The sequence below is a fragment of the Micrococcus sp. 140720015-1 genome (assembly GCF_053627595.1).
In genome coordinates this window covers 132,509-156,195 of record NZ_JBSEYC010000005.1, presented here as the reverse complement: position 1 = coordinate 156,195, position 23,687 = coordinate 132,509, and the positions used below count along the sequence as shown (strand labels likewise).

Sequence of the window (23,687 nt, the reverse complement as noted above, 5' to 3'; positions counted from 1 at the left end):
TCCAGCCTAGCGAGGCCCCGGACGGCACGACACGTGCCGCGTCAGTCCCCGTCACGCACCACGCGCAGCCCGGGGCGGGCCGGCGGGACGGCCATGGGCCGGGTGGGGACCGTGCGCACGCCGCCGTCCGCGTCGACGGCCTCGTAGTGCTCGGGCAGCTCCAGCCGCAGCACCTCCCAGCCGCGCGGGGCCGTGGTGCGCCGAGCATGCTCGCCGCAGAGGTCGTACGTGTGCGGCTCCGCCCGGCGCGACAGGGGCCCGATGACCACCTGCGAGTCCGCGTAGTTGTACGTCAGCGTGGCCAGGGCAGGGCTCTGGCATCCGGTCTTGCTGCAGCGTCGCATGGGTCCCACGCCCGCCACCCTACTCGGCGGACGGTCCGGGGCGGTGGCCTACCATGGCGCGCATGACCGCGTCCGACTCCCCCGATCCCCTCGCCCCCCTGCCGTTCCGGGCGGGCGACGCCGCGGGGGCCGAGCCGGGCGTCGAGGGCGGCCCGGCCGAGGCCGGCGTCTCCTCCCCCGCGGGGCGCGGCGTCCGGGACCGCCGTGGCCGAGGGCTGCGGCATCCGCGCCCGTTCGGCGCGCGCTCGGAGCGGGGCCGGGGCGAGGCGCTGCTGACCGCCGTCGAGAAGGCGGTGGACCGGCTGGGTTCCCTGGACGCGCCCGGGCTGCGGCACGTGACCGCGCGGGTGGAGCGCATCCCGGACCGGCTCGACGAGCGGCTGCGCGAGCTGCACGCCGGCCAGGAACGGGATGAGGAGGCGCTGTTCGCGCGGGCCGAGCGGCAGGGCCGGGACGGGGTGCTGATCACCCTGTTCGAGCGGCCGCTGCGGGACGCGGCCGACCCGGCCGACCTCGAGGGGGCCGTCTACGGGGTGGCGCTGAGCCGTTGCGCCGACGCGCTGGGCGTGGACCCGCAGGTGCTCGACCCCAGCTGGGGCCGCGGCTGAGCCCGGACCGGGCGGTCCGCGCCGGGCACCGCGCCCGGCGGATGAGCGCGGTGCGTCAGGCGCGGGCGCGGCGCAGGCGGCGACGCTCGCGCTCGGAGAGCCCGCCCCAGATGCCGAAGCGCTCGTCGTTCGCCATGGCGTACTCCAGGCAGGCGTCCTTGACGGTGCAGGCCTCGCACACGCGCTTGGCGTCCCGCGTGGAGCCGCCCTTCTCCGGGAAGAACGCCTCGGGGTCCGTCTGCGCGCACAGGGCGTCCGCCTGCCAGGCCAGCTCGCCCTCGACGGGCTCGGTGGTCACGCCCGGGATGGCGGCCCAGTCCTGGGAGACGGGCACGGCCTCGACCGGACGCGCGTCACCGGGGAAGAGGGCGGTGACGGTGGCGGCCGGGGTGCCGGTCTCGCCGTCGAGGTCGTGGGCGGTGAGGAAGGCGGTCGCCTGGTCCTCGAGGCTCACGCCGGAGACGTCGACCTGCGGGTCGGCGGGGTCGAGGAACCAGTCGCTGGGGACGCTCCGCGGACGAGGCGCCGGCGCCTGCGCGGGATCGGCCCGGTGCGTGTCCTCGACTCGCTGGGTCTGCTCCATGTGTGACGCCTCTTCCCGGGATCGACGTGGCGGGTGTGGGCCGGTGTGATCATGCGGTCCGCGCGGGTGCCGGGCAAGCCGGCGGGCACCTCCTGGCGGGACCGTTGGCCCGGGTTCATTACATCGGTGTGATTCATGCCGAGTCAAACCGAACGGGTGCCACACTGGGCCCATGGTCTCCCTCTCCGCACCCCGGTCCACCGGCCCCCTCGTGCTCCGCCTCGCCTCCTCCCCGCGGCCCGCGCTCGTCCAGGAGCCGGGGGCCCCGGACGAGCCCGGTGCGGTGGACCAGCGCATCGAGCTCTCGGGTCGCGTGACCGTGAACTGGGCCGCCAAGTTCGCGGGCCTGCTCGGCGCCGAGGGCATCGGCGCGGGCGACGCCGTCGCCCTGGACCTGCCCGTCCACTGGCTGTCCCACGCCCTCGCCCTCGGGGCGCTCTGCGCCGAGGCCGAGCCCGCCCTCGAGGGCGACTCCCCCACCGCCGTCCTCACGGACCGGCCCGAGGCGTGGCCGGACCCGTCCGTGGCCGTGTTCGCCGTGGCCCTGCCGCGCGGCCTCGAGCCCGAGTTCGACGGCCCGGCCGCCGATCCGGCCGTCGTGGACGTGGCCGCCGAGATCCGCGCCCAGCCGGACGCCCTGCCCGGCCCCGTGGGCCACGTGCGGCCCGCGTCGATCCCGGCCGGGGCCGACGTCGCCCCGGACGACGACGGCCCGCGCCCCCGCCTGACGTGGGCGGGAGTGCGGGCCGCGCTGGAGGCGTGGGACGCGGGCCGGGCGGTGACCGTGCGCCCCTGACGGGGCGGCGGGGTCAGGCCGGGTCGCTCAGACCCCGGCGTCGGGGGCGCGGTGCCGGCCGTGCGGAGGCAGCTGGTCCTCGCGCAGCACGGGCATCTGACCGGTGATGATCGCGAGGTCGTTGGCGAAGCCGGGCTCCACGTCCAGCTTCTCCTTGAACACCCAGAACCGATAGGCGAAGTAGCGGAACACGGTGCCGAAGAAAAGGCCGATCACGTTGCCGGCGATGAACAGGCCGGTCGGGTCGGTCACGCCCATCAGGTACTGCGCGATCGCCACGCAGCCGGCCTGGATGCCCAGCCCGATCGCGTTCATGATCAGGAACATCACGAGCTCGCGCGTCTTGTTCGAGGAGCGCTTGTCCCGGAACGTCCAGTAGCGGTTGGCGACCCAGCTGAACAGGGTGGCGACGACGCCGCCCACGATCTTGGCCTTGACGTTCGACCCCTCGAGCGGGCCGGTCATCATCCACCAGAAGACGAGCGAGTCCACCACGAACGCGGCCGCACCGACGGTGCCGAACTTGGCCACCTCCCGCCACAGCAGGGAGACCATCCCGGTCAGGCGGCCCCAGAGATCGGACAGCATGGGCGTGGACTCCTCGGTTCGGGACGGGGGGGGGTGTGCACACGGGCCGGACCCGCGCAGGGCTGGGGAACACTGTAGCCGCGCCCCCGGCGCGCGACCTCCTCGGATCCGGCATCGGCCGCCCCTCCGTGACGGAGTTCTCAGCCGGTCCGACTACCCTGTCCGGGTGACTTCCCCTCGACTCGGTGTGATCGGTGGCGGGCAGCTGGCCCGCATGATGGCGGGCGCTGCCGCGGAGCTCGGCGTGCCCTTCCGCGTGCTCGCGGAGGCCCCGGACGCGTCAGCGGCCCAGGTCGCCCCCCACGTGGTCGGTGACCACGCGGACCTGGCGGACCTGAGGGCGTTCGCGGCCACGGTGGACGTGGTCACCTTCGACCACGAGCACGTGCCCACCGAGCACCTGCGGGCCCTGCAGGAGGCCGGCGTCGCCGTGCGCCCGGGCCCCGAGGCGCTGCAGCACGCACAGGACAAGCTGGTCATGCGCGCCGCCGTCGAGCGGCTGGGCCTGCCGAACCCGGCGTGGGCGCCGGTCGACGACCTCGAGGCCGTCCTCGCCTTCGGCGACGAGCATGGCTGGCCGATGATCCTCAAGACCGCCCGCGGCGGCTACGACGGGAAGGGCGTGCTCAAGCTCGACGACGCCGACGACGCCCGCGCCTCCGCCGCGGAGGGCACCCTGGCCGCGTGGCTCGGCGCCGGCATCACCCCGCTGCTGGCCGAGGCCCTCGTCCCCTTCGCCCGTGAGCTCTCCGCGCAGGTGGCGCGCACCCCCTCCGGTGAGGTGGCCGTCTACCCCGTCGTCGACTCGGTCCAGGTGGCCGGCGTGTGCGACCTCGTGGTCGCCCCGGCCCAGGACCTCGACCCGGCCGTCGCCGCGGCCGCGACCGCCGCGGCCGTCCGCCTCGCCGAGGAGCTGGACGTCACCGGCATGCTCGCGGTCGAGCTGTTCGAGACGCCGGGGGTCGGCCCCGGCTTCCAGGTGAACGAGCTGGCCATGCGCCCCCACAACTCCGGACACTGGTCCATGGACGGCGCCGTCACCGGCCAGTTCGAGCAGCACGTCCGCGCCGTGCTCGACCTGCCGCTGGGCGAGACGGCCCCCCGCGGGGCCGGCGTCGTGATGAAGAACGTCCTCGGCGGCGCCCGCGAGGACCTGCACGCCGGCAGCGTCGTGGCCCTGGCCGCCCACCCGCAGGCCAAGGTCCACCTCTACGGCAAGGACGTGCGCCCGGGCCGCAAGGTCGGTCACGTCAACGTCGTCGCGGACCACGGCCTCAGCCTCGAGGAGGCCGTGCGGACCGCCGAGTCCGCCGCCGCACTCCTGCGCGACGACGCCCCCACCACCGGCACCAAGACGGAGGCCCGCCCATGACCGCCACGCCCCAGACCCCCGCCCAGCCCCTGCAGGACGACGCCCCGGTCGTCTCCGTCGTGATGGGCTCCGACTCCGACTGGCCCGTGATGAGCGCGGCCGCCGAGGCCCTGCGCGAGCTTGACGTGCCCGTCGAGGTCGGCGTGGTCTCCGCGCACCGCATGCCCCACGAGATGGTGGAGTTCGGCGCCCGCGCGCACGAGCGCGGCATCCGCGTGATCGTGGCCGGCGCGGGCGGCGCGGCGCACCTGCCCGGGATGCTCGCCGCCGTCACCCCCCTGCCCGTGATCGGCGTGCCCGTGAAGCTCAAGAGCCTGGACGGGATGGACTCCCTGCTCTCGATCGTCCAGATGCCCGCCGGCGTGCCGGTGGCCACCGTCTCCATCGACGGTGCCCGCAACGCCGGCCTGCTGGCCGCCCGCATCCTCGCCTCGGCCGACACCGCGGAGGGCGACCGCCTGCGCGCCGCCCTCGCCGAGCACGCCGACGAGCTCAACGCCCAGGCCCGGGCCAAGGGGGCCCGCCTGCGCGAGCGGATGGCCGCCGACCGCTGATGTCGCCCGCCACCGGATCCGTGCCCGCCGGTCACGCGCAGCCCGACCCGCTCCGGGACCCGCGCGTCGCCTCCCCCACCGAGCGCACCCGCCGGGCGCTGATCCTCACCGCCCTGACCGTGCTGGTCCCCGGCGGCGCCCAGCTCGTGGCCGGCAGCCGCCGGCTCGGCCGCGTGGCGCTGGGGGTCACCGTCACCGTGTGGGCCGTGCTGCTCCTCGGGCTGCTGTGGTGGCTGGTCTCCCGCGCGAGCCTGATCTCGCTGATGGCCCGGGACGGCGTGCTGCTCGGACTGGCGGTGGTCCTGGCGGCGTTGGCGGTGGGCTGGGCGGTGCTGTGGGTGGACACGTTCCGGCTGATCCGGCTGCACCTGCTCGCCCCCGGCGCGCGGAAGATCACGGCGGCGGTCACCGCGCTCGCGCTCGTGCTCACCAGCGGCGCCCTGCTCTACGGCGGCTGGGCCGCGAACACGAGCCGCGGGGCGCTCGGCGAGGTCTTCCAGGAGGGGCCGGCCGTCCCGGAGGCTGAAGGCCGCTACAACATCCTGGTCCTGGGCGCGGACGCCGGCGAGGGCCGGCAGGGGCTGCGCCCGGACTCCATGCACGTGGTCTCCGTGGACGCCCGCACCGGCGCCATCGTGATGTTCTCCCTGCCCCGCAACCTGCAGAACGCGCCGTTCGTCGAGGGCTCCCCGCTGTGGGACGTGTACCCGAACGGCTTCGACTGCGGCGACGAGTGCATCCTCAACGCCCTCTACACGGACGTGGAGGAGCATCACGCAGACCTCTACCCGGACGCCGAACACCCCGGCGCCGAGGCCATGAAGGACGCCGCCGGCGGCATCCTCGGCCTGGACGTCTCCGGCTACGCCCTCATGGACATGGGCGGCTTCGCCCAGCTGATCGACGCCATGGGCGGAGTGGACGTCGTCAGCGGCGGCTACGTGGTGCACCGCGGCGTCCGGCCCGACGGCGTCTGGGGCAACATCTGGTGGGAGCCGGGCACCCACCACTTCAACGGCGACGACGCGCTCGCCTTCGCCCGCTCCCGGCACTGGTCCACCGACTACGCCCGCATCCGCCGGCAGCAGTGCATGCAGGCGGCGATGCTGGAGCAGTTCAGCCCCGCCACCGTGCTCACCCGCTTCGAGGGGATCCTCGCGGCAGGCCAGCAGATCGTGACCACCGACCTGCCGCAGTCCCAGCTCGGCACGTTCGTGGACCTCGCCGAGCGCTCGCGCGGCCAGAAGATGCGGCGGCTGACCATCGGCCCGCCCGACTTCGGCGACACGGGCACCCACTTCACCACCTACCCCGACTACGACCTCGTCCACCGCCGCGTGGACGAGATGCTGGCCGACGAGTCCGTGACCGCCGGGTCGGAGCCGACCGGCGCCCCGGCGACGCCGCTGCTCACCGTGCTGGCCGTCGTCGCGCAGGAGACGGAGGCCCCCGACGTCGACGAGGACGACCCGGCCACGTGGCCGGCCCCGCCGACCCGCTCCGACGGCGAGCCCTTCACCGCCGAGGACCTGATGACGGCCGAGGACCTGGGCCAGGAGGACGTGCTGAACCACGCGTCCTCGACGAACGGGCTGTGCGTCCCCGCCCCGTGAGGCGCGACGCGCGGGCCGACGGGCTGACCTAGGCTGGGCGCATGCACGTCCTGAAGCCCGTGATCCGTGACTACGCCTGGGGCTCCCCCACGCTCCTCGCCGACCTGCAGGGACGCGAGCCCACCGGCCGCCCCGAGGCCGAGCTGTGGCTGGGCGACCATCCGGGCGCCCCGTGCGTCGCCGTCGTGTCGGACGGCGCCCAGGTCGGCCTGGACGAGGTGGTGGCCGCGGACCCCGAGCACTGCCTCGGACCCGCCGCGCCGGAGGGCCGTCTGCCCTTCCTGATGAAGCTGCTCGCCGCGGGCGCCCCGCTGTCCATCCAGGCGCACCCCACCCTGGAGCAGGCCCGCGCGGGCCACGCCGCGGAGGAGGCGGCCGGCGTGCCGGTCGACGCCCCGCAGCGCAACTACAGGGACGCGAACCACAAGCCGGAGATGCTGCTCGCGCTGACCCCCTTCGCGGCGATGTGCGGCTTCCGCTCCCCCGAGGTCTCCTCGGACAGCTTCGAGGCCCTGGCCCGCGCCCTCACCGAGCGGGCGGACGGGGACACGTCCGCCGTCGCCGTCGCCGCCGCCCGGATCAGCCAGGCCCTCGCCGCCGGCGACCTCGAGGACGCGTTCACCTCGATCCTCGACCCGGACTCCGTGTGGGGCTCGCCCGGCGCCGTCGCGCAGGTCGTGGACGTGCTGCGGGCCGCGCCGGACCTGGCCGAGCGCGACCCCTCGCTGGCCACGGCCCTCGAGGTCGCCCAGCACCACCCGGACGACCCCGGCGTGGTGGTGGCCATCCTGCTCAACCGCGTGGACCTGGCCCCGGGTCAGGCCATCCATCTGCCCGCCGGCAACGTGCACGCGTACCTGCACGGGCTGGGCGTGGAGGTCATGGCGGCCTCGGACAACGTGCTGCGCGGCGGGCTCACCCCGAAGCACGTGGACGTGCCCGAGCTGCGCCGCGTGGTCACCTTCGAGGCGCTGCCGGTGCCCTCCACCGAGCCCGAGCGCGTGGCCGACTCCGTGGTGGCCTTCCGCCCGCCGTTCGAGGAGTTCGAGCTGCTCCAGGCCACGCTCGAGGACGACGCCGTCCGCGGACTCGACGTGCACGGGCCCGGGATCGCGGTGGTCACCCGCGGCACGGCGCGCCTGGCCCTGGCCGGCCAGGAGATCGAGCTGGGTCCGGGCGAGGCCGTGTTCCTGCCCGCCGCCGAGACGGCGTCCGGCCCGCTGGCCGTCCGCGCCGCGGCCGGCGCCCCGGCGACGGTGCACGTGGCCGGCCTGCCGCGGGGCTGAGCCCGGCAGGCCGGCCCGCGGGCTCAGCGGGCGTCGCGGTCCTCCAGCCACTTGGACCACTTCTTCACGTCGTGCTCGGCGTCCACGGTGCGGACCGTGCCGGACCACGAGCGCATCACGATGGACTGTGTGTGCACGCGGCCGTCGCCGAAGCGCACACCGCGCAGCAGGTCGCCGTCGGTGATGCCGGTGGCCGCGAAGTAGCAGTGGTCGGAGGTGACCAGCTCGTTCGTGGTCAGCACGGCGTCGAGGTCGAGGCCGGCGTCGAGGGCCTTCTGCTTCTCGGCGTCGTCGGTGGGGGCCAGGCGGCCCTGGATGATGCCGCCGGTCGCCTTGATCGCGCACGCGGTGACGATGCCCTCGGGGGTGCCGCCGATGCCCATCATCATGTCCACGCCGGTGTCCGGGCGGGCGGCGGCGATGGCGCCGGCGACGTCGCCGTCCAGGATGAACTTCACGCGGGCGCCGGCCTGACGGATCTCCTTGACTAGGCCCTCGTGGCGGGGGCGGTCCAGCACGCACACGGTCACCTGGGAGACGGGCTTGTCCAGGGCCTTGGCCACAAGGTTCACGTTCTGCTTCACCGGCAGGCGCATGTCCACGAAGTCGGCGGCCTCGGGGCCCACCACGAGCTTGTCCATGTAGAACACGGCCGACGGGTCGAACATGGTGCCGCGCTCGGCCACCGCGAAGACGGAGAGCGCGTTGTTGTAGCCCATGGCGGTCAGGCGGGTGCCGTCGATCGGGTCCACGGCCACGTCCACGGCGGCGCCGGAGCCGTCGCCGACCTGCTCGCCGTTGAACAGCATGGGCGCCTCGTCCTTCTCGCCCTCGCCGATCACCACGGTGCCGTCCATGGCCACGGTGTCCATGAACGCGCGCATCGCGTCCACCGCGGCGCCGTCCGCCTTGTTCTTGTCCCCGTAGCCCACCCAGGGGCTCGCGGCGATGGCCGCCGCCTCGGTCACCCGCACCAGCTCCATGGCCAGGTTGCGGTCCGGGACGTGGTTCTCGTAGCCGGTCTTCTCCGAGGACGCGCTGGTCATCGCTGCTCCGATCCTTGCTCGCGGCGCTCCGTCCGCACGGGACGGGGCGTGAGGGCGGCTCTGCCCCGGTCCTCATCCTACGGGGGCGGCCTCCCGCGGGTGGCACAATGCTGTCCGTGAGCTCCGCCGACCCCCACTCCCCCGCCCCCCGCCCCGTCCTGACCGCCAAGCAGGCGCAGCGGGCCCGGCAGCCGTGGATGGCCATGGTGCTCTCCCTGGTGGCTCTGCTGGCGATCGTGGCCGTGGTCCTCCTGCTCAACCCGGAGCCGCCGCAGCGGCCCCGGGAGGACCGCGTCGACGTCGCCGCCGAGGCCGCCACGGTCCCCCACGACGACGGCGACCTGCCGGCCCTGGCGCCCGAGGTGCCGGAGTCCTGGTACGCCAACTACGCCCGCCTGCAGAAGCTGGACGGCGTCTCCACGTGGGACGTCGGCTGGGTGGTCACGGACACGGTGTTCGCGGGCCTGCAGCAGGCCGAGGACGTCGACCCCACCTGGGTGGGCCTGCGGGTGGACCAGGTCCCGACGTCGGAGACGATCGAGATCGACGGGATCGCGTGGGACCTCCACGCCGATCCGAAGAAACCGGAGCGACGGCTCGTGGCGGAGGTGGACGGCAGCACCGTGGTGCTGACCACCACCGGCGACCACGCCGTCCTCGAAGACCTGGCGCACGGCGTCGCGAAGGAGACCCGATGACCCCCCACACCCGCCCCGAGACGACGCCGGCCCCCGACGTCGTCGTCCCCACCTCCGACCTGACCCCCGCGGAGGCGTGGGAGGTCCTCGTCGAGGGCAACCGCCGCTTCGTGGCGGGCGAGCCGAGCCACCCGAACCAGAATGCCGAGCGCCGCAGCGGGCTGACGGCCGGCCAGGCCCCGGTCGCCGTCATCTTCGGCTGCGCCGACTCGCGCCTGGCGGCCGAGATCATCTTCGACCTGGGCCTCGGCGACGTGTTCGTGGTGCGCACGGCCGGCCACGTGATCGACGACGCCGTGCTGGGCTCCATCGAGTACGGCGTGGACGTGCTGGAGATCCCGCTCGTCATCGTCCTGGGCCACAACTCGTGCGGCGCCGTCACGGCGACGGTCGAGTCCTACATCTCCGGCACCATGCCGCGCGGCTTCGTGCGCCCCCTCGTGGAGCGCATCATCCCGTCCGTGCTGGCCGGGCGCCGCCGCGGTCTGGAGGAGGTCGACGAGTTCGTGGCCGAGCACGTGGACCAGACCTGCGACCACCTCATGGAGACCTCGCAGTCCGTCCGCGCGGCCGTCGAGTCCGGGCGCACCGCCGTCGTCGGGCTCACCTACTCGCTGTCCGAGGGCACCGCGCGGCCGGGCCGCGTGCACGGCGACCTGGCGGTCTGACGACGACGGGCGTCCGGTGCGGCACCGGGCGCCCGCGCCGTCCTAGGATGTGACCATGACCGCAGAGAACACCGATCAGCAGTTCCGCATCGAGCACGACACCATGGGCGAGGTGAAGGTGCCGGTGGACGCCCTCTACCGTGCGCAGACCCAGCGCGCCGTGGAGAACTTCCCGATCTCCGGCAAGGGCCTGGAGCCCGCCCACATCCACGCCCTCGCGCAGGTCAAGAAGGCCGCGGCCAAGGCGAACGCCGAGCTGGGCATCCTCTCGCAGGAGCGCGCGGACGCCATCGTCGCCGCCGCGGACCAGGTCATCGCAGGCGACCACGACGACCAGTACCCGATCGACGTGTTCCAGACCGGCTCCGGCACCTCCTCGAACATGAACACCAACGAGGTGCTCGCCACCCTCGCCACCCGCGCCCTCCAGGAGGCCGGCTCCGAGGACGAGGTGCACCCCAACGACCACGTCAACGCCTCCCAGTCCTCGAACGACGTGTTCCCGACCTCCGTGCACGTGGCCGTCACCGCCGCCCTCGTGAACGACCTCGTCCCGGCGCTGGACCACCTGGCCGTCTCCCTCGAGAAGAAGGCGGAGGACTTCGCCGGCATCGTGAAGTCCGGCCGCACCCACCTCATGGACGCCACCCCGGTGACCCTGGGCCAGGAGTTCGGCGGCTACGCCGCGCAGGTCCGCTACGGCATCGAGCGCATCCAGTCCGCGCTGCCGCGCGTGGCCGAGGTCCCGCTCGGCGGCACCGCCGTGGGCACCGGCATCAACACGCCCCAGGGCTTCTCCGCCCGCGTGATCGAGCTGCTCGCCGAGGAGACCGGCCTGCCGCTGACCGAGGCCCGCAACCACTTCGAGGCCCAGGCCAACCGCGACGGCCTCGTGGAGGCCTCCGGCCAGCTGCGGAACATCGCGTACTCGATCATGAAGATCAACAACGACCTGCGCTGGATGGGCTCGGGCCCGAACACCGGCCTCGGCGAGATCGCCCTCCCGGACCTGCAGCCGGGCTCCTCGATCATGCCAGGCAAGGTCAACCCCGTGATCTGCGAGGCCGCGATCATGGTGTGCGCCCAGGTGATCGGCAACGACACCACCGTCGCCCTGTCCTCCACCAACGGCGCGTTCGAGCTCAACGTGGGCATCCCCGTGATGGCCGCCAACCTGCTCGAGTCCATCCGCCTGCTGGCCAACACGACGCGCGTCATGGCGGACAAGATGATCGACGGCATCGAGGCCAACGAGGAGCGCTGCGCCTTCCTCGCCGGCGCCTCCCCGTCCATCGTGACCCCGCTGAACAAGGTGATCGGCTACGAGGCCGCCGCCAAGATCGCCAAGCACTCCGTCGCGAACAAGATGACCGTGCGCGAGGCCGTCGTGGACCTCGGCTACGTCGAGCGCGGCGAGGTCACCGAGGAGCAGCTGGACAAGGCCCTGGACACCATGTCCATGACCCACCCGGAGTGATCCGGCGGACCGGGTGAGCGGTGCGACGCCGCCTCCTGGGCCACGACGTCGAGCGGCCGTCCTCCCGTGCGGAGGGCGGCCGCTCGTCGTTCACGCCAGCACCAGCACCCCGGCGGCCGCCGCCACCATCGCCGGTCCGAACGGCAGCGCCGTCCGCCCCGTCTCCCGGCCCGCGAGCACCAGCACACCCGCCGCCACTCCGCCGAGCAGGATCGCGCCCACCCCGGCGGCGAGCACCGCCGTCGGGCCGAGGACCCCCGTGTACACGCCCAGCCCGCCGGCGAGCTTCACGTCCCCCATCCCGAGGCCGCCGCGGCTGAGCACGTGCAGCGCGAGCATGGCCACGGTGTAGCCGAGACCGCCCAGCAGGCTGCAGAGGGCCAGGTCACCCCGGCCCGCCAGCAGCGCTCCCCCGGTCATCACCACCAGCCCGCCCAGCGCCAGCCGCAGCGTCCATCGGTTCGGCAGCCGATGGTCCCGCAGGTCCGTGCGCACGAGCACGCCCGAGCACACCGCGAACCACGCCAGCCCCAGGGTCCACAGCACCGCCGTCGCCGGCGCACCGTGCGTCCACGCCCATCCCACCCCGCTCATGCGCCCAGCCTAGGCCGGGCGGCGCGCCCGCCGGGCCGTCGTCCACAGGCGATCAGGCCACCTCGCGTTCACGGTCCGGCCACCCGGTGTTCTGCCGACAGCGCAACCGGGGCCGCCCATTGCGACGACCCCTGGCACGGGTCTACTCTGAAGTCACGAGCTTCCAGCCGTCTCATGGACGTACGGGGCTCACACAGACCCCATGGCCTCAATCCCGTTTCAAGGGGCCATGGTGGCGGGCTTCCTCGGTCCCCCATCCCCCCTCCGCGGGGCCGAGCACCCCCGCCGGGGGCCGCTGCTTCGGCAGCGGCCCCTTTTTCATGCCCGACCCCGCCGCCCGGCTCAGGCCTGGCCCTCCTCCAGCAGGTCTGTGACCAGCGCGGCGATCGGCGAGCGCTCGGAACGGGTCAGCGTCACGTGCCCGAACAGCGGGTGGCCCTTGAGGCGCTCCACCACGGCCGCGATGCCGTCGTGCCGACCCACGCGCAGGTTGTCCCGCTGGGCGACGTCGTGGGTCAGCACCACCTTCGAGTTGCGGCCCATCCGGCTCAGCACCGTGAGCAGCACGTTCCGCTCGAGCGACTGCGCCTCGTCCACGATCACCCACGCATCGTGCAGCGAGCGGCCGCGGATGTGCGTCAGCGGCAGGATCTCCAGCATCCCGCGGTCCACCACCTCGTCCACCACGGACGGGGAGACGAGCGCGCCCAGGGTGTCGAAGACGGCCTGCGCCCACGGGCCCATCTTGTCGCCCTCGGAGCCGGGCAGGTAGCCCAGGTCCTGGCCGCCGACGGCGTACAGCGGACGGAACACGACCACCCTGCGGTGCTCGCGGCGCTCCATGACGGCGTCGAGGCCCGCGCACAGCGCCAGCGCGGACTTGCCGGTGCCCGCGCGGCCGCCGAGGGAGACGATGCCCACGCTCGGATCCGTCAGCAGCTCGATGGCCAGCCGCTGCTCGGCGGAGCGGCCGTGCAGGCCGAATACGTCGCGGTCCCCGCGCACCAGGCAGGCTCGGCCGCCCTCGCCGACCCGGGCCAGAGCGGAGCCCCGGGGCGCGGTGAGCACCAGCCCCGTGTTGACCGGCAGGCGGTCCGCCTCGGCCGGGGCCTCCTCCGGCCCGGCCTCGACGCCCGTGCCGGTCAGGGTCCCCAGCGGGACGCCGGCCAGGTCGACCTCGCCGTCGTCGTAGAGGGCGTCCAGCCGCTCCTGCGCCACGCTGAGGGAGACGGTGCCGCGCCAGCCCGAGTCACGCACGAGCTCGTGGCGGTACTCGTCCGCGGCGAGGCCCATGGCCGCCGCCTTCACACGCATCGGCAGGTCCTTGGACACGACCGTGACCGTGGCGCCCTCGTCCGCGAGCGCCTTCGCGACGGCGAGGATGCGGGAGTCGTTGTCCGTGCCGCGGATGCCCAGGGGCAGCACGTCCACGGACACGTGGTTCAGTTCGATCCGCAGCGTGCCGCCCTCGGGGGTGATCGGCACGGGCTGGTCCAGCGCGCCGTGGCGGCCGCGCAGGTCGTCGAGCAGGCGCAGGGCCGTGCGTGCGTAGTAGCCGAGGTCGGGGTCGGCGCGCTTGGCCTCGAGCTCCGAGACCACCACGAGCGGCAGGACCACCTCGTGCTCGGCGAAGTGCAGCAGGGCGCGCGGGTCCGAGAGCAGCACGGACGTGTCCACCACGTAGGTCCGCAGGCCGGTCGCCTCCGCCGGCCCCGCCTCGGCGCGCGTCTGGCCCGGCCGGCTCGGCGGCTCCTGCCGGGTCTGCGCGTGCTCCACGAGCTCTGCCACCATGTCTGCCTCCTGTGCCGGTGAACCATGCGGGCGGGGGTCCGCCCACGGGCCACGCTAGGAAGCGGCGTCGTCCGCCGGGGCCCGGCACGGTGAACCCGGGATGAAGTCGCGGTGACGGTCCGTCCGGGCCCCGCCACGGCCCCCGACGTCCCGCGCTCCCTACACTGGAGACGCGCCGCCGACGTCCCGGCGGCCGCCCGCTCCCCGTCCCCAGGAGGGCCCTTGAGCATGCACCGCCCGTCCCCCGGCCTGCCCGATCTGCCGGTCGGCCCGGCCCCCGCCCCGACCCTGGCCGAGCGCGCCGGCGGCCGCCTGCTGGGCGCCGTCGCGCCCACCGCCGTGCTGATCGCGACCATGTGGATCGCGCAGTTCGTGCTGATCTTCCTCGGCCGGGTGATCATCCCCGGCGTGGGCCTGATCCCGCGACGCCTCGACGGCCTGGACGGGGTCCTGTTCTCCCCCGTGCTGCACGCTGGCTGGGCCCACCTGATCGGCAACACGACGGCGCTGCTCGTCCTCGGTCCGCTGGCCGCCCTGGTCTCGCGCCGGCCGGTGGCCCTGCTCGTCTGCGCCTGGCTGAGCTCGGGCCTGTTGACCTGGCTGATCGGCACCCCGGGCGTGCACATCGGCGCCTCCGGGATCGTGTACGTGCTGATCGCGTTCCTGATCGTCTACGGGATCGCGGTGCGCCGATTCGGGGCAGTCGTCGTCTCCGTGCTCGTCGCGCTCACGCACCTGGGCTCGAGCCTGATCGGCCTGCTGCCGGCCCCCGGCATCTCGTGGACCGGCCACCTGGCCGGGGCCGTCGTCGGGGTGCTGCTGGGCCTGTGGTGGGGCCGCGCCGACCGTCAGGTGCCGAACCGGCGCTGACGGCTGCCGTAGTCGCGCAGGGCGCGCAGGAAGTCGACCTTGCGGAACGCGGGCCACATGGCCTCGCAGAAGTAGAACTCCGAGTACGCGGACTGCCAGAGCAGGAACCCGGAGAGCCGCTGCTCCCCGGACGTGCGGATGACCAGGTCCGGGTCCGGCTGGCCGCGCGTGTAGAGCCGGTCCGCGATCTGCTCGACGGTGACGGACTCGGCCACCTCCGCCGCGCTGTGGCCCAGGGCGTGCTCGTCCCGCAGCAGCTCGCGCACGGCGTCGAGGATCTCCTGGCGGCCCCCGTAGCCCACGGCCACGTTCACGTGCACGCCGTCGTGGCCCTTGGTCTGCTCGGCCACCTCGGCGAGCCGTCGCGCCATGGGCTCGGGGAGCAGGTCCACCGCGCCGACCGGCTGCACGCACACGGGGGCGCGGCCCTCGGCCGGCTGGGCGAGGCGCTCCGCCGTCGTCTGGATGATCTCCAGGAGCGGGGCGAGCTCCTCCGCCGGGCGCCGGAGGTTCTCGGTGGAGAGCATGTAGAGCGTGACCACGGGGATGCCGGCCTCGTCGCACCAGCCGATGAAGTCGAGGATGCGCTCGGCGCCGGCCTGGTGGCCCTGCTGCGTGGACGCCCCGAACGCGCGGGCCCAGCGACGGTTGCCGTCCACCAGCACGCCGATGTGCCTGGGCAGGCGCTCCGGGTCCAGGCCGCGCGTCAGCCGCCGCTCGTACAGGCGGTAGAAGGCCTCGGGTCGACCCACGGCGCGCTCCCCTCTCGGACGGTCCTGCGAGCCTCCAGGATACGCGCGCGGCACACAGCGACCATCCCGTGCCCCGGTCCCGGCCCGACCGGCGACAATGGACGCATGGACCCTGTGACACCCCTCCGCGACGCCGACGCCGCCCGCCGCCTGCGCTGGCGCATCGAGCGCATCCGCGACCCCGACCATCCGCTGTACAAGCCCCGACTGCGCGGCTGGACCCACGCGGTCATGGCGCCGCTGACGCTCGCGGCCGGCATCGTGCTCATCGTGCTCGCGCCGACCGCGACGCTGCGGTGGGCCAGCGCGGTCTACGCCGTGACGGGCCTGCTGCTGTTCGCGGTCTCGGCGACGTACCACCTGGTGCAGTGGAACGAGGTGGTCTCCCGTGTCCTCAAGCGGCTGGACCACACGAACATCATGCTGGTCATCGCCGGCACCTACACGCCGCTCTCCCTGGCCCTGCTGGCTCCGGACCGGGCGCGTGTGCTGCTCACCCTGGTGTGGGTGGGGGCCGTGGCCGGCGTCGCGTTCCGGGTGCTGTGGACGGATGCCCCGCGCTGGCTCTACACGCCGGTGTACGTGGTGCTCGGGCTGGCGGCGCTGCTGTACCTGGGCGACTTCTTCGCCGCGGATGCGGCGGCGGGGTGGCTGATCGTGGCCGGCGGCATCGCGTACATCACGGGCGCGGTCTGCTACGCGCTGCAGGCCCCCACGATCCACCGCGAGTGGTTCGGCTTCCACGAGCTGTTCCACGCCTTCACGGTGGCCGGCTTCGTGTGCCACGCCGTCGCCATCTACCGGGCGGTGCTCGTCGTCGCCTGATCGTGGCAGGGACGGGGGTCTGCCGCCCGCCGGGCAGCGCCGAGGCCCGCAGACGCGCCGCTACGTCCATCCCGTCGCGGCGCGTCTGCGGGCCTCAAGGGTTCGGGCGTGGAGTCTCGGGCGGCGCCTGAGCGTGCACGGGCCCGACGACGGTCAGTCGCGTCCGGTGTCCGGGGCCTGGGGCTCCGGGGCCGGCTCCTGGAGGTAGCCGGGGTACTTCTCCTGCAGGCGGCGCAGCCGGTCCTCGGAGTCCGCGTCCAGGTGCTCGCCGCCCGCGCGGACCTCGTCCGGCAGGTGCTGCTGATGGCGCTCCACGAGCATGGCCTCGGCCTCCGGGGAACGCTGCTGGACGCGGCGCACCGAGCGGACCATGACGCGGAAGACGATGATCGCCATGACCACCATGAGCGCGGTGAACAGGAACCCCTCGATGCCGGGGGTGACCTCCGCCTCCTCGAGCCCGGGGCGCAGCGTCGGCTCCGGGACGGCGGGCACCGGCGCGGGGCTCGCGGCCGCGAGCGCGGTGAGGACGAGGGGAAGGCCAGACAGGGGTGTCACGCCGCCCCACTCTACCGGCCCCGGCCGCACGGCCCGAGCCGGGACGACTCAGCGCAGGCCGGCGAAGAGGTCGTGCTCCGGCAGCTCGGAGGGCACGCGCGAGTCGATCAGCGCGAAGTCCTCCCACGGCCAGGCGCGCCGCTGCAGGTCGTGGGGGGCGTCGAAGAACATGCCGTCGGGGTCGATCTGCGTGCGGTGCGCCCGCAGGGCGGCGTCGCGCTCGTCGAGGAAGCCGGTGACGTCCACCTGGGTGGTGACGTCGTGGTCCGCGGTGACCCACGGCGGGATGACCTCCGGGTCGGGCACGTCCTCCCCGGCTTCGCGGCGGCGCAGCACCTCGCGCATCGCGTCCATCGCGTCGAACATCATCAGGCGTCGGGCGAACGGCACGTCCTCGCCGTCGGCCTCGGCCACCGCGGCCATCGTGCGGAACTTGCGCGGGTTGAACCCGCAGTCGTAGTAGACCTTCGAGACCTCCCACGCGGGCCCGGCCTCGGGGTACTCGTCCGCGAGGCCCGCGGCCCGGTAGGCCTCCATCGTCACGGCGTGGGCCTGCAGGTGGTCCGGGTGCGGGTAGCCGCCGACCTCATCGTAGGAGATGAGCACGTGCGGGCGGAACCGGCGCACGAGCGAGATCAGCGGGGTCGCCGCATCCTGGAGCGGGACCTCGGCGAAGCAGTTCGCCGGGAGGGCGGGCAGCGGATCCCCCTCGGGCAGTCCCGAGTCGAGGAAGCCGAGCCAGGCGTGCCGGATGCCGAGGATGCCCGCGGCCTCGGCCATCTCCTCGCGGCGCACGGCCGCGATGTCCCGGTCGGCCCGGGTGGTGTCCCCGAACGACGGGTTGAGCAGGGTGCCGGCCTCGCCGCCCGTGCACGTGACGACCATGACCTCGGCCCCGGCCGCCGCGTAGGCGGCCATCGTGCCGGCCCCCTTCGAGGACTCGTCGTCCGGGTGGGCGTGCACCGCCATGAGACGCAGCCCGGTGGAGGGCGGCAGGGCGGTGCCTGCGGCCGGCTGGGCCTGGGGGGTCTGATCGGTCACGGGGATCGCACACTCCTGTCCGGATGGCGGAGCCGCCGCGGGGGCGGCGGCGTGGGGGGGGTCGAGGCCGACGTCGTCATCGGCCTCCGGCGGCGGGCAGCGGCTAGGGTGGAGGGGATGTCTCACCACGCCCCCGCGGTCCGCGCGCAGGACCCCACATTAGCCAACCGGTACGGCACGGACCACACGCGTCCGGGCCGTCGTCGGCTGTGGGCGGGCCTCGGCGGTCTCGGGCTGGTCGCGGCCGTGCTGCTGTCCGTGTGGATCGGCCTGAACATGTCCGTGGGCGCCATCGAGTACAAGGACGTCGGCTTCACCATCGAGGACGACGGCCACGCGACCGTCACCTTCCAGGCCTCCGTCCCGGAGGGCGTGCAGGCCGAGTGCGATGTGCTCGTCACCGACTCCCACGCCGCCCCCGTCGGGTTCCGCACCGTCCGCCTGGAGACTCTGCCGGCCGACCGGCGGGACTCCCCCTCGGACGCGCAGCAGCGCTACACCGTGGACGTGCGCACCGTGGTGCGGGGCGACTCCGGCGTCGTCGAGACCTGCCGCAAGGTCTGAGCCCTCCCGGCCCGCTCCGCCCTGGGCGTAGCGGCCGCCTTTGGTGTGACGCACACCGCCCGGATAGACTCGTCGGAGCATTCCCGCCCCGCCGGTGAGTCAGGCAGGCGTCGCACGGAGCCCTCGGGTCACGCGCGTCCTCCTGATCGGCGGGGTCTTTCGCATGCGGGCGCGTCCGCCGGACGCGGATCGCGCACCGGACCCGGTGCGCCGCGCCCCGGACTCCGCATCACCCGAGACAGAAAGGCGGAACAGAGCATGACCACCAGCCAGTCCGACGCCCCGTGGCTGACCCAGGAGGCGTACGACCGCCTCTCCAAGGAGCTCGAGCACATCTCCGGCCCCGGCCGCCAGGAGATCATCGAGCGCATCGAGGCCGCCCGCGATGAGGGCGACCTCAAGGAGAACGGCGGCTACCACGCCGCCCGCGAGGAGCAGTCCAAGAACGAGGGCCGCATCGCCGAGCTGAAGCACCTGCTCGAGACCGCCCGCGTGGGCGAGGCCGCCGAGAACGACGGCGCCGTGCACCCGGGCGCCGTGGTGACCGCCGTCGTCGCCGGCGACGAGATGACCTTCCTCTTCGGCAACCGCGAGATCGCCGCGGACGACGAGTCGCTCGAGGTCTACTCCGAGCGCTCCCCGCTCGGTGAGGCCATCAACGGCGCCAAGAAGGGCGACAAGGTCTCCTACACCGCCCCGAACGGCAAGGACATCAAGGTCGAGATCAAGGACGTCCAGCCCTACTCCGGCTGACCCTCCCCGGCCCCGACGACGGCCGCGGTCCCCTCGAGGGGCCGCGGCCGTCGTCCGTCCCGGGTCCCACCGCGCCCCCGTTGCTACTCTGGCCCCATGCTGACCGTCGAGAAGGCGCACCTGCTGCTCACCCGCGAGGACGGGCGCTCCGAGAGCCCCTCCCACCACCGCGTGGCCCTCGCGGCCGCCGCGCTGGCCGACCACCGCTCCGCCGGGATCGTGACCCTCGAGGACGTCCCCGTGGACCGGGCCCGCGTGCTCGTGACCGCGGCCGGCACCACCGGCGACCCCGTCCTGGACTCCTCCCTCGGACAGGTCGACGCCCTGGCCGGCCGACCGCTCGTGTCCACTGTGGCGGCCGGGAAGCCGGACCTGCGCAAGGCCGTCGTCGCCCATCTGACCGAAACCGGTCGCCTCACCGAGCGCAAGGCCTTCCTGGCCACCCGGCACGTCCCCCGCGGCACCGAGCGCGCCGAGCTGCTCGCGCACCTGGCCGCCGTGGTCCTCGACGAGGCCGAGCCCTCCGACGAGGACGTGCTCCTGCTCGGCGTGCTGCAGCACCTCAACCTCGCCCGACGCCTCCTGCCGGGCGCCCACGAGCGCTACGACCGCCGCGAGATGGTCCGCCGCATCGAGACGCTCACGCGCGAGGACCTCCTGGTCCAGGCCGTGCGCCGCGCGGTGGGCGGGACCTCCGGCACCGTCACCGCGGCCGCCGCCGGCTCCGCGGCCTGAGCCGGCCCGGTCAGGGCAGCGGGGCCGGGCTGTAGCCGGCCGCGCGCAGCGCCTCCAGGACCTGGGCGGAGTGCTCGGCGCCGCGGGTCTCCATGTCGATCGTGATGTGCACGCCGCCCATGGACAGCTCCGGGCCGACGCGGGTGTGGTCCACGCGCACCACGTTGGCGTCCGTGTCCGCGATGATCCGTGAGATCGTGGCCAGCTCGCCCGGGCGGTCCCGCAGCGGGATGCGCACAGTCATGTAGCGCCCCGCGGCCGACAGTCCGGCCTGGATGGACTTCAGCATGAGCATGGGATCGATGTTCCCGCCGGAGAGGATCACGGCGGTGGTGCCGAGCTCGAAGCCTAGGTCCGCCGTGCGGCCCGCCAGCAGGGCGGCCACCCCGACGGCGCCCGCCGGCTCCACCACGAGCTTGGAGCGCTCGAGGAGGTGCACGAGGGCCGCCGCGATCTCGTCGTCCGTGACGGTCACGACGGCGTCCACCAGCTCGGCGGCGATCCGCAGCGGCAGGGCCCCGGGCTTGCCGACGGCGATGCCGTCCGCGATGGTGGACACGCTCTCCAGCACCTGGACGCGGCCCTCCTCGAGGGAGCCGGGGAACGCGGCGGCGGTGGCCGCCTGCACGCCGATGACGCGCACCGTGCGCCCACGACGCCGGGCGGCCTCCTTGAGGGCCACGGCCGTGCCGGCGATGAGCCCCCCGCCGCCGATGCCCATGATCACGGTGTCCACGTCCGGCAGCACGTCGAGGATCTCGAGGCCGACGGTGCCCTGGCCCGCGATGACGGCCGGGTCGTCGAACGGCGGGATGAACACGGCACCGGTCTCCGTGGCCCACCGCTGCGCCTCGGCGAGGGACTCGTCCACGGTGGAGCCGTGCAGGACGACCTCGGCGCCGTGGTCCCGGGTGGCCTGCAGCTTGGGCAGGGCCACGCCGTGGGGCATGAAGATGCGGGCGCGGATGCCGAGCTTGGCGGCGGCGAGGGCGACGCCCTGGGCGTGGTTGCCGGCCGAGGCGGCCACGACGCCGCGGCCGCGCTCCTCCTCGCTCAGCTGCGCCATCCGCACGTAGGCGCCGCGGACCTTGAACGAGCCGGCCCGCTGCAGGTTCTCGCACTTCAGGTGCACGTCCGTGCCCACGGCCCGGGAGAGCGCCCGGGAGTGCTGCAGCGGGGAGAGCTCGGCGATCCCGCGCAGCGTCTCGCGCGCCCGCTCGATCTCCTCGAGGGTGACGGGCAGCGCCGTCGGGGCCGGTGGGCCGCCGGCGGGCCGCACCCACCGGGGCGACGGCGTCGGGACGGTCCGGTCCGGGGTGTCCGTGGCCTGCGCCGCGCCCATCAGGCGTCGTCCCCGTGCCGGGTGCCCGCGTCGGCCTCGGAGGCGAGGGCGGCGTCGTCGTGCGTCGAGGGGCGGTCCCGGTGGGAGCCGGCCGTCTCGTCCTCCGCGCCGCCCGGTTCGAGGGCGTGGTCCGTCCGCTCCGTGAGCTCCTCGGGGGTGTCGGCGGTGAGGGCGCGGACGAAGCTGTTCACGAAGGCCAGCACCGGCACGGCGAACACGGCGCCCGCCAGACCGAGGACGGTGGAGCCGGCGGCGACGGCCAGGAACACGGCCAGCGGGTGCAGCGCGACGGCCTTGCCCATCACGAGCGGCTGCAGGACGTTCGACTCGATCTGCTGCACGAGCAGCACCACGCCCAGCATGAGCAGCGCGTTGACCAGGCCGTTGGACATCAGCGCCAGGAGCACCGCCATCGCGCCGGTCAGGGTGGCGCCGATCATCGGGATGAACGAGGCCAGGAACACGAGCACGGCCAGCGGGATGGCCAGCGGCACGCCCAGGATCAGGGCGCCGATGCCGATGCCGACGGCGTCGATGAACGCCACGAAGATCTGGACCCGCACGTAGGAGCCGAGCGAGTGCCAGCCCGAGCGGCCCGCGCGGCCCACGGTGGCCCGGTGCGCCTTCGGCACGAAGATCAGGAGGAAGCGCCAGATGCGGTCGCCGTCGTAGAGGAAGAAGATCAGGGAGAACAGGGCGATGAACAAGCCCGCGCCGATGTTGACGGCCGTGGAGCCGAACGAGACGGCGCTGTTCATGAGCGTGGCGGAGTTGTCCCGCAGCGTCTGCCACAGGCCCTCCAGCCCGGCACCGGAACGGGGGATCTCCACGCCCACGCCGGCCAGCCAGGCGATCGCGTCGTCGACGGCCTGGCCCAGCTGATCGCCCAGTTGGGCGAAGCCCTGGACGATCTGCTGACCGGCGAGCCCCATGAGGCCCACCACGACGACGACCAGCAGCAGCACGCACAGCAAGGCGGCCGCGACGCCCGGCACCCGGATGCGCCGCATCGCCTGGAACACCGGGGCCAGCAGGGTGGCCAGCAGCGCGGCCACGAGGATCGGGATCACCACGAGGCTCACGAAGCCCAGCAGGTACACCACGACGCCGATGCCGATGACGACGGCCACCAGCCGCCAGGACCAGGCCGCGGCCACCGTCAGCCCGTAGGGCACGTCCTTGTTGATCTTGGTCTGGGCCGCCAGGGTCGAGCTCACGCGCGATCCTCCTCGTGTGGGTGGTCGGGGACATGGGGGGTCAGACCCCACTGGGCGCTCCAGCGGGCGTGCGGGGCGAGCCGGTGCAGGCCCTCCCCCGAGTTCAGGGCGTCCGCGGGAGCGGTGAGCGGCTCCACCGCGAGCGCCGTGTCACGGCCGGGCAGCCGGTCCGTGACGAAGACGTGAGTGTAGGCGAACGCGTGGTCGGACCACAGGGTCACGGCCCGGCCGTCCCCGGCGAGCAGGGTCTGGCGGTGCCGGCCGTCGGCGTCCGGGGTCAGGCCGGTGAGGCACACGTCCAGGGCGTCCTCGCCCACGGCCCGGCCGCGGCGGAAGTCCAGGTCCGTGCCGTCCACCGGCAGGGTCTCCACGGGGATGAGGTCCTCCCCCGTGCGGATCCAGGCGTCCGCGGGCACGCGCAGGCTCAGCTCCGCCGTCGGGACGTCCCCGATCCGCAGGAACGGGTGGGCGCCGACCGCCACGGGCACGGTGGCGTCCGTGTGGTTCTGCACCTCGGCGGTGACGGTGAGGCCGCCGTCCGCCTCGAGCTCGTAGGTGACGCGGTGGGTGAGCCGGAACGGCCAGCCGTGCTGGGGGTGGATCTCACCGCGCAGGGTCACCGCGTGGGCGGAGCGCGTCTCGGTGACGAAGTGGGTGTTGCGCAGCAGGCCGTGGCTGGCGTGGCCGCGCGCGGGTTCGGTGACGTCCAGGCGCTGCTCGACGCCGTCCAGGATCCAGCGGGCACCGGCGACACGGTTCGGCCACGGGCTCATCTGGATGCCGTTGGCGGCGGGCGGGACCACGTCCGGGCCGTACGGCTCGGTGAGGTCCACGCCGGCCACGCGGTACCGGCGCAGGGCACCGGCCAGGCCGACGACGACGGCCTCCGCGGACCCGCGGTGCAGGCGGTGCTGGGTGCCGGTGGCGTCCGGGGCCCCGAAGGCGGGCAGGTCGCTGGTCTCGGTCACGGGACCTCCTGGGTGGCGGCGAGGGACCCCCTCAATCTACGCCC

The 23,687-nt window shown here is 74.1% G+C and carries 26 protein-coding genes; 14 read left to right on the top strand and 12 right to left on the bottom strand.

Features of this window, described 5'->3' with window-relative positions; all coding sequences use genetic code 11:
* Positions 1-41: 41 nt before the first annotated feature.
* Complete coding sequence (locus tag ACUXPL_RS09860) at positions 42-344, bottom strand: DUF3499 family protein (RefSeq protein WP_020628239.1); 303 nt, start codon at positions 342-344, stop codon at positions 42-44.
* Between the two features lie 62 nt (positions 345-406).
* Here ACUXPL_RS09860 and ACUXPL_RS09855 point away from each other — a divergent pair, with 62 nt between their 5' ends.
* Entirely contained in the window at positions 407-952 is a 546-nt protein-coding gene (locus ACUXPL_RS09855) for a hypothetical protein (protein WP_406905739.1), read from the top strand.
* 55 nt (positions 953-1,007) lie between these two features.
* Here the strand turns inward: ACUXPL_RS09855 and ACUXPL_RS09850 are convergent, their stop codons facing one another.
* Positions 1,008-1,535 (bottom strand): WhiB family transcriptional regulator, encoded by a 528-nt coding sequence (locus ACUXPL_RS09850; protein ID WP_454183546.1) that lies wholly within the window; start codon positions 1,533-1,535, stop codon positions 1,008-1,010.
* Between the two features lie 172 nt (positions 1,536-1,707).
* On the opposite strand from ACUXPL_RS09850, the gene ACUXPL_RS09845 reads away from it, so the two are divergent.
* Positions 1,708-2,331, top strand: a complete 624-nt coding sequence (locus ACUXPL_RS09845) for a hypothetical protein (protein ID WP_454183544.1) — start codon at positions 1,708-1,710, stop codon at positions 2,329-2,331.
* A gap of 27 nt (positions 2,332-2,358) precedes the next feature.
* Here the strand turns inward: ACUXPL_RS09845 and ACUXPL_RS09840 are convergent, their stop codons facing one another.
* Complete coding sequence (locus tag ACUXPL_RS09840) at positions 2,359-2,919, bottom strand: GtrA family protein (RefSeq protein ID WP_098093447.1); 561 nt, start codon at positions 2,917-2,919, stop codon at positions 2,359-2,361.
* Between the two features lie 166 nt (positions 2,920-3,085).
* Between ACUXPL_RS09840 and ACUXPL_RS09835 the strand changes: the two genes are divergently transcribed.
* From ACUXPL_RS09835 to manA, 4 genes are read left to right on the top strand one after another with little or no spacing between them, the layout of a single operon-like run.
* Positions 3,086-4,291 (top strand): 5-(carboxyamino)imidazole ribonucleotide synthase, encoded by a 1,206-nt coding sequence (locus ACUXPL_RS09835; RefSeq protein ID WP_454183542.1) that lies wholly within the window; start codon positions 3,086-3,088, stop codon positions 4,289-4,291.
* The gene (gene purE / locus ACUXPL_RS09830; RefSeq protein ID WP_002854497.1) at positions 4,288-4,845 is read left to right on the top strand and encodes a 5-(carboxyamino)imidazole ribonucleotide mutase; all 558 of its coding nucleotides are present in this window, start codon (positions 4,288-4,290) and stop codon (positions 4,843-4,845) included. Before ACUXPL_RS09835 ends, purE begins: the two co-directional genes overlap by 4 nt.
* Entirely contained in the window at positions 4,845-6,458 is a 1,614-nt protein-coding gene (locus ACUXPL_RS09825; protein WP_454183541.1) for an LCP family protein, read from the top strand. The genes purE and ACUXPL_RS09825 overlap by 1 nt, the downstream gene beginning before the upstream one ends.
* Before the next feature lie 41 nt (positions 6,459-6,499).
* Positions 6,500-7,744, top strand: coding sequence for a mannose-6-phosphate isomerase, class I (gene manA / locus ACUXPL_RS09820; protein WP_454183539.1), 1,245 nt, complete (start codon positions 6,500-6,502; stop codon positions 7,742-7,744).
* A gap of 23 nt (positions 7,745-7,767) precedes the next feature.
* Here manA and glpX read toward each other — a convergent pair whose 3' ends face one another.
* Positions 7,768-8,790, bottom strand: coding sequence for a class II fructose-bisphosphatase (glpX, locus tag ACUXPL_RS09815; RefSeq protein WP_144786304.1), 1,023 nt, complete (start codon positions 8,788-8,790; stop codon positions 7,768-7,770).
* A gap of 107 nt (positions 8,791-8,897) precedes the next feature.
* Between glpX and ACUXPL_RS09810 the strand changes: the two genes are divergently transcribed.
* From ACUXPL_RS09810 to ACUXPL_RS09800, 3 genes are read left to right on the top strand one after another with little or no spacing between them, the layout of a single operon-like run.
* Positions 8,898-9,488 carry a DUF4245 domain-containing protein gene (locus ACUXPL_RS09810; RefSeq protein ID WP_454183536.1) on the top strand — a complete coding sequence of 197 codons (591 nt, stop codon included), beginning with the start codon at positions 8,898-8,900 and terminating at the stop codon, positions 9,486-9,488.
* Positions 9,485-10,156, top strand: a complete 672-nt coding sequence (locus tag ACUXPL_RS09805; RefSeq protein ID WP_236252094.1) for a carbonic anhydrase — start codon at positions 9,485-9,487, stop codon at positions 10,154-10,156. The genes ACUXPL_RS09810 and ACUXPL_RS09805 overlap by 4 nt, the downstream gene beginning before the upstream one ends.
* Before the next feature lie 55 nt (positions 10,157-10,211).
* Complete coding sequence (locus ACUXPL_RS09800) at positions 10,212-11,633, top strand: class II fumarate hydratase (RefSeq protein ID WP_251650289.1); 1,422 nt, start codon at positions 10,212-10,214, stop codon at positions 11,631-11,633.
* 90 nt (positions 11,634-11,723) lie between these two features.
* On the opposite strand, the gene ACUXPL_RS09795 is transcribed toward ACUXPL_RS09800, so the two are convergent.
* Positions 11,724-12,227: a prepilin peptidase gene (locus ACUXPL_RS09795; protein WP_454183534.1), complete on the bottom strand. Its 504-nt coding sequence runs from the start codon at positions 12,225-12,227 to the stop codon at positions 11,724-11,726.
* A 342-nt stretch (positions 12,228-12,569) separates the two neighbouring features.
* Positions 12,570-14,018 (bottom strand): PhoH family protein, encoded by a 1,449-nt coding sequence (locus ACUXPL_RS09790; protein ID WP_454183532.1) that lies wholly within the window; start codon positions 14,016-14,018, stop codon positions 12,570-12,572.
* Positions 14,019-14,246: 228 nt separating this feature from the next.
* On the opposite strand from ACUXPL_RS09790, the gene ACUXPL_RS09785 reads away from it, so the two are divergent.
* A complete protein-coding gene (locus ACUXPL_RS09785) occupies positions 14,247-14,888 on the top strand; it encodes a rhomboid family intramembrane serine protease (RefSeq protein ID WP_454183735.1) in 642 nt (213 codons plus the stop codon).
* Here ACUXPL_RS09785 and ACUXPL_RS09780 read toward each other — a convergent pair.
* Complete coding sequence (locus ACUXPL_RS09780; protein ID WP_041105013.1) at positions 14,867-15,640, bottom strand: isoprenyl transferase; 774 nt, start codon at positions 15,638-15,640, stop codon at positions 14,867-14,869. The two genes, ACUXPL_RS09785 and ACUXPL_RS09780, sit on opposite strands and share 22 nt — an antisense overlap.
* Positions 15,641-15,745: 105 nt before the next feature.
* Here ACUXPL_RS09780 and trhA point away from each other — a divergent pair, with 105 nt between their 5' ends.
* Positions 15,746-16,465 carry a PAQR family membrane homeostasis protein TrhA gene (trhA, locus tag ACUXPL_RS09775; RefSeq protein WP_180536978.1) on the top strand — a complete coding sequence of 240 codons (720 nt, stop codon included), beginning with the start codon at positions 15,746-15,748 and terminating at the stop codon, positions 16,463-16,465.
* Between the two features lie 153 nt (positions 16,466-16,618).
* On the opposite strand, the gene ACUXPL_RS09770 is transcribed toward trhA, so the two are convergent.
* Together ACUXPL_RS09770 and mca are read right to left on the bottom strand one after the other, a co-directional pair.
* Complete coding sequence (locus ACUXPL_RS09770; RefSeq protein WP_036339985.1) at positions 16,619-17,023, bottom strand: hypothetical protein; 405 nt, start codon at positions 17,021-17,023, stop codon at positions 16,619-16,621.
* 48 nt (positions 17,024-17,071) lie between these two features.
* Positions 17,072-18,064 (bottom strand): mycothiol conjugate amidase Mca, encoded by a 993-nt coding sequence (gene mca, locus ACUXPL_RS09765; protein ID WP_080694998.1) that lies wholly within the window; start codon positions 18,062-18,064, stop codon positions 17,072-17,074.
* Between the two features lie 117 nt (positions 18,065-18,181).
* Here mca and ACUXPL_RS09760 point away from each other — a divergent pair, with 117 nt between their 5' ends.
* The 3 genes from ACUXPL_RS09760 (at position 18,182) to ACUXPL_RS09750 (ending at position 20,116) form a co-directional block, all read left to right on the top strand.
* Positions 18,182-18,628 (top strand): DUF4307 domain-containing protein, encoded by a 447-nt coding sequence (locus tag ACUXPL_RS09760; RefSeq protein WP_454183529.1) that lies wholly within the window; start codon positions 18,182-18,184, stop codon positions 18,626-18,628.
* A 258-nt stretch (positions 18,629-18,886) separates the two neighbouring features.
* Positions 18,887-19,381: a transcription elongation factor GreA gene (gene greA, locus ACUXPL_RS09755; RefSeq protein ID WP_180536975.1), complete on the top strand. Its 495-nt coding sequence runs from the start codon at positions 18,887-18,889 to the stop codon at positions 19,379-19,381.
* Between the two features lie 96 nt (positions 19,382-19,477).
* Positions 19,478-20,116, top strand: a complete 639-nt coding sequence (locus ACUXPL_RS09750; protein ID WP_454183527.1) for a GPP34 family phosphoprotein — start codon at positions 19,478-19,480, stop codon at positions 20,114-20,116.
* A gap of 10 nt (positions 20,117-20,126) precedes the next feature.
* Here ACUXPL_RS09750 and ilvA read toward each other — a convergent pair whose 3' ends face one another.
* The 3 genes from ilvA to ACUXPL_RS09735 are packed head-to-tail and all read right to left on the bottom strand — an operon-like array spanning position 20,127 to position 23,643.
* A complete protein-coding gene (gene ilvA / locus ACUXPL_RS09745; RefSeq protein ID WP_454183525.1) occupies positions 20,127-21,458 on the bottom strand; it encodes a threonine ammonia-lyase in 1,332 nt (443 codons plus the stop codon).
* Positions 21,458-22,675 carry an AI-2E family transporter gene (locus ACUXPL_RS09740; RefSeq protein ID WP_454183523.1) on the bottom strand — a complete coding sequence of 406 codons (1,218 nt, stop codon included), beginning with the start codon at positions 22,673-22,675 and terminating at the stop codon, positions 21,458-21,460. The genes ilvA and ACUXPL_RS09740 overlap by 1 nt, the downstream gene beginning before the upstream one ends.
* A complete protein-coding gene (locus ACUXPL_RS09735) occupies positions 22,672-23,643 on the bottom strand; it encodes an aldose 1-epimerase family protein (RefSeq protein ID WP_454183521.1) in 972 nt (323 codons plus the stop codon). Before ACUXPL_RS09735 ends, ACUXPL_RS09740 begins: the two co-directional genes overlap by 4 nt.
* Between the last annotated feature and the right edge of the window lie 44 nt (positions 23,644-23,687).

Bases quoted from the DNA above. Each gene is read 5' to 3' on its own strand.
- ACUXPL_RS09860 (WP_020628239.1), bottom strand. From the start codon at position 344: ATGCGACGCTGCAGCAAGACCGGATGCCAGAGCCCTGCCCTGGCCACG.
- ACUXPL_RS09855 (WP_406905739.1), top strand. From the start codon at position 407: ATGACCGCGTCCGACTCCCCCGATCCCCTCGCCCCCCTGCCGTTCCGG.
- ACUXPL_RS09850 (WP_454183546.1), bottom strand. From the start codon at position 1,535: ATGGAGCAGACCCAGCGAGTCGAGGACACGCACCGGGCCGATCCCGCG.
- ACUXPL_RS09845 (WP_454183544.1), top strand. From the start codon at position 1,708: ATGGTCTCCCTCTCCGCACCCCGGTCCACCGGCCCCCTCGTGCTCCGC.
- ACUXPL_RS09840 (WP_098093447.1), bottom strand. From the start codon at position 2,919: ATGCTGTCCGATCTCTGGGGCCGCCTGACCGGGATGGTCTCCCTGCTG.
- purE (WP_002854497.1), top strand. From the start codon at position 4,288: ATGACCGCCACGCCCCAGACCCCCGCCCAGCCCCTGCAGGACGACGCC.
- ACUXPL_RS09825 (WP_454183541.1), top strand. From the start codon at position 4,845: ATGTCGCCCGCCACCGGATCCGTGCCCGCCGGTCACGCGCAGCCCGAC.
- manA (WP_454183539.1), top strand. From the start codon at position 6,500: ATGCACGTCCTGAAGCCCGTGATCCGTGACTACGCCTGGGGCTCCCCC.
- glpX (WP_144786304.1), bottom strand. From the start codon at position 8,790: ATGACCAGCGCGTCCTCGGAGAAGACCGGCTACGAGAACCACGTCCCG.
- ACUXPL_RS09810 (WP_454183536.1), top strand. From the start codon at position 8,898: ATGCTGTCCGTGAGCTCCGCCGACCCCCACTCCCCCGCCCCCCGCCCC.
- ACUXPL_RS09805 (WP_236252094.1), top strand. From the start codon at position 9,485: ATGACCCCCCACACCCGCCCCGAGACGACGCCGGCCCCCGACGTCGTC.
- ACUXPL_RS09800 (WP_251650289.1), top strand. From the start codon at position 10,212: ATGACCGCAGAGAACACCGATCAGCAGTTCCGCATCGAGCACGACACC.
- ACUXPL_RS09795 (WP_454183534.1), bottom strand. From the start codon at position 12,227: ATGAGCGGGGTGGGATGGGCGTGGACGCACGGTGCGCCGGCGACGGCG.
- ACUXPL_RS09790 (WP_454183532.1), bottom strand. From the start codon at position 14,018: ATGGTGGCAGAGCTCGTGGAGCACGCGCAGACCCGGCAGGAGCCGCCG.
- ACUXPL_RS09785 (WP_454183735.1), top strand. From the start codon at position 14,247: ATGCACCGCCCGTCCCCCGGCCTGCCCGATCTGCCGGTCGGCCCGGCC.
- trhA (WP_180536978.1), top strand. From the start codon at position 15,746: ATGGACCCTGTGACACCCCTCCGCGACGCCGACGCCGCCCGCCGCCTG.
- ACUXPL_RS09760 (WP_454183529.1), top strand. From the start codon at position 18,182: ATGTCTCACCACGCCCCCGCGGTCCGCGCGCAGGACCCCACATTAGCC.
- greA (WP_180536975.1), top strand. From the start codon at position 18,887: ATGACCACCAGCCAGTCCGACGCCCCGTGGCTGACCCAGGAGGCGTAC.
- ACUXPL_RS09750 (WP_454183527.1), top strand. From the start codon at position 19,478: ATGCTGACCGTCGAGAAGGCGCACCTGCTGCTCACCCGCGAGGACGGG.
- ilvA (WP_454183525.1), bottom strand. From the start codon at position 21,458: ATGGGCGCGGCGCAGGCCACGGACACCCCGGACCGGACCGTCCCGACG.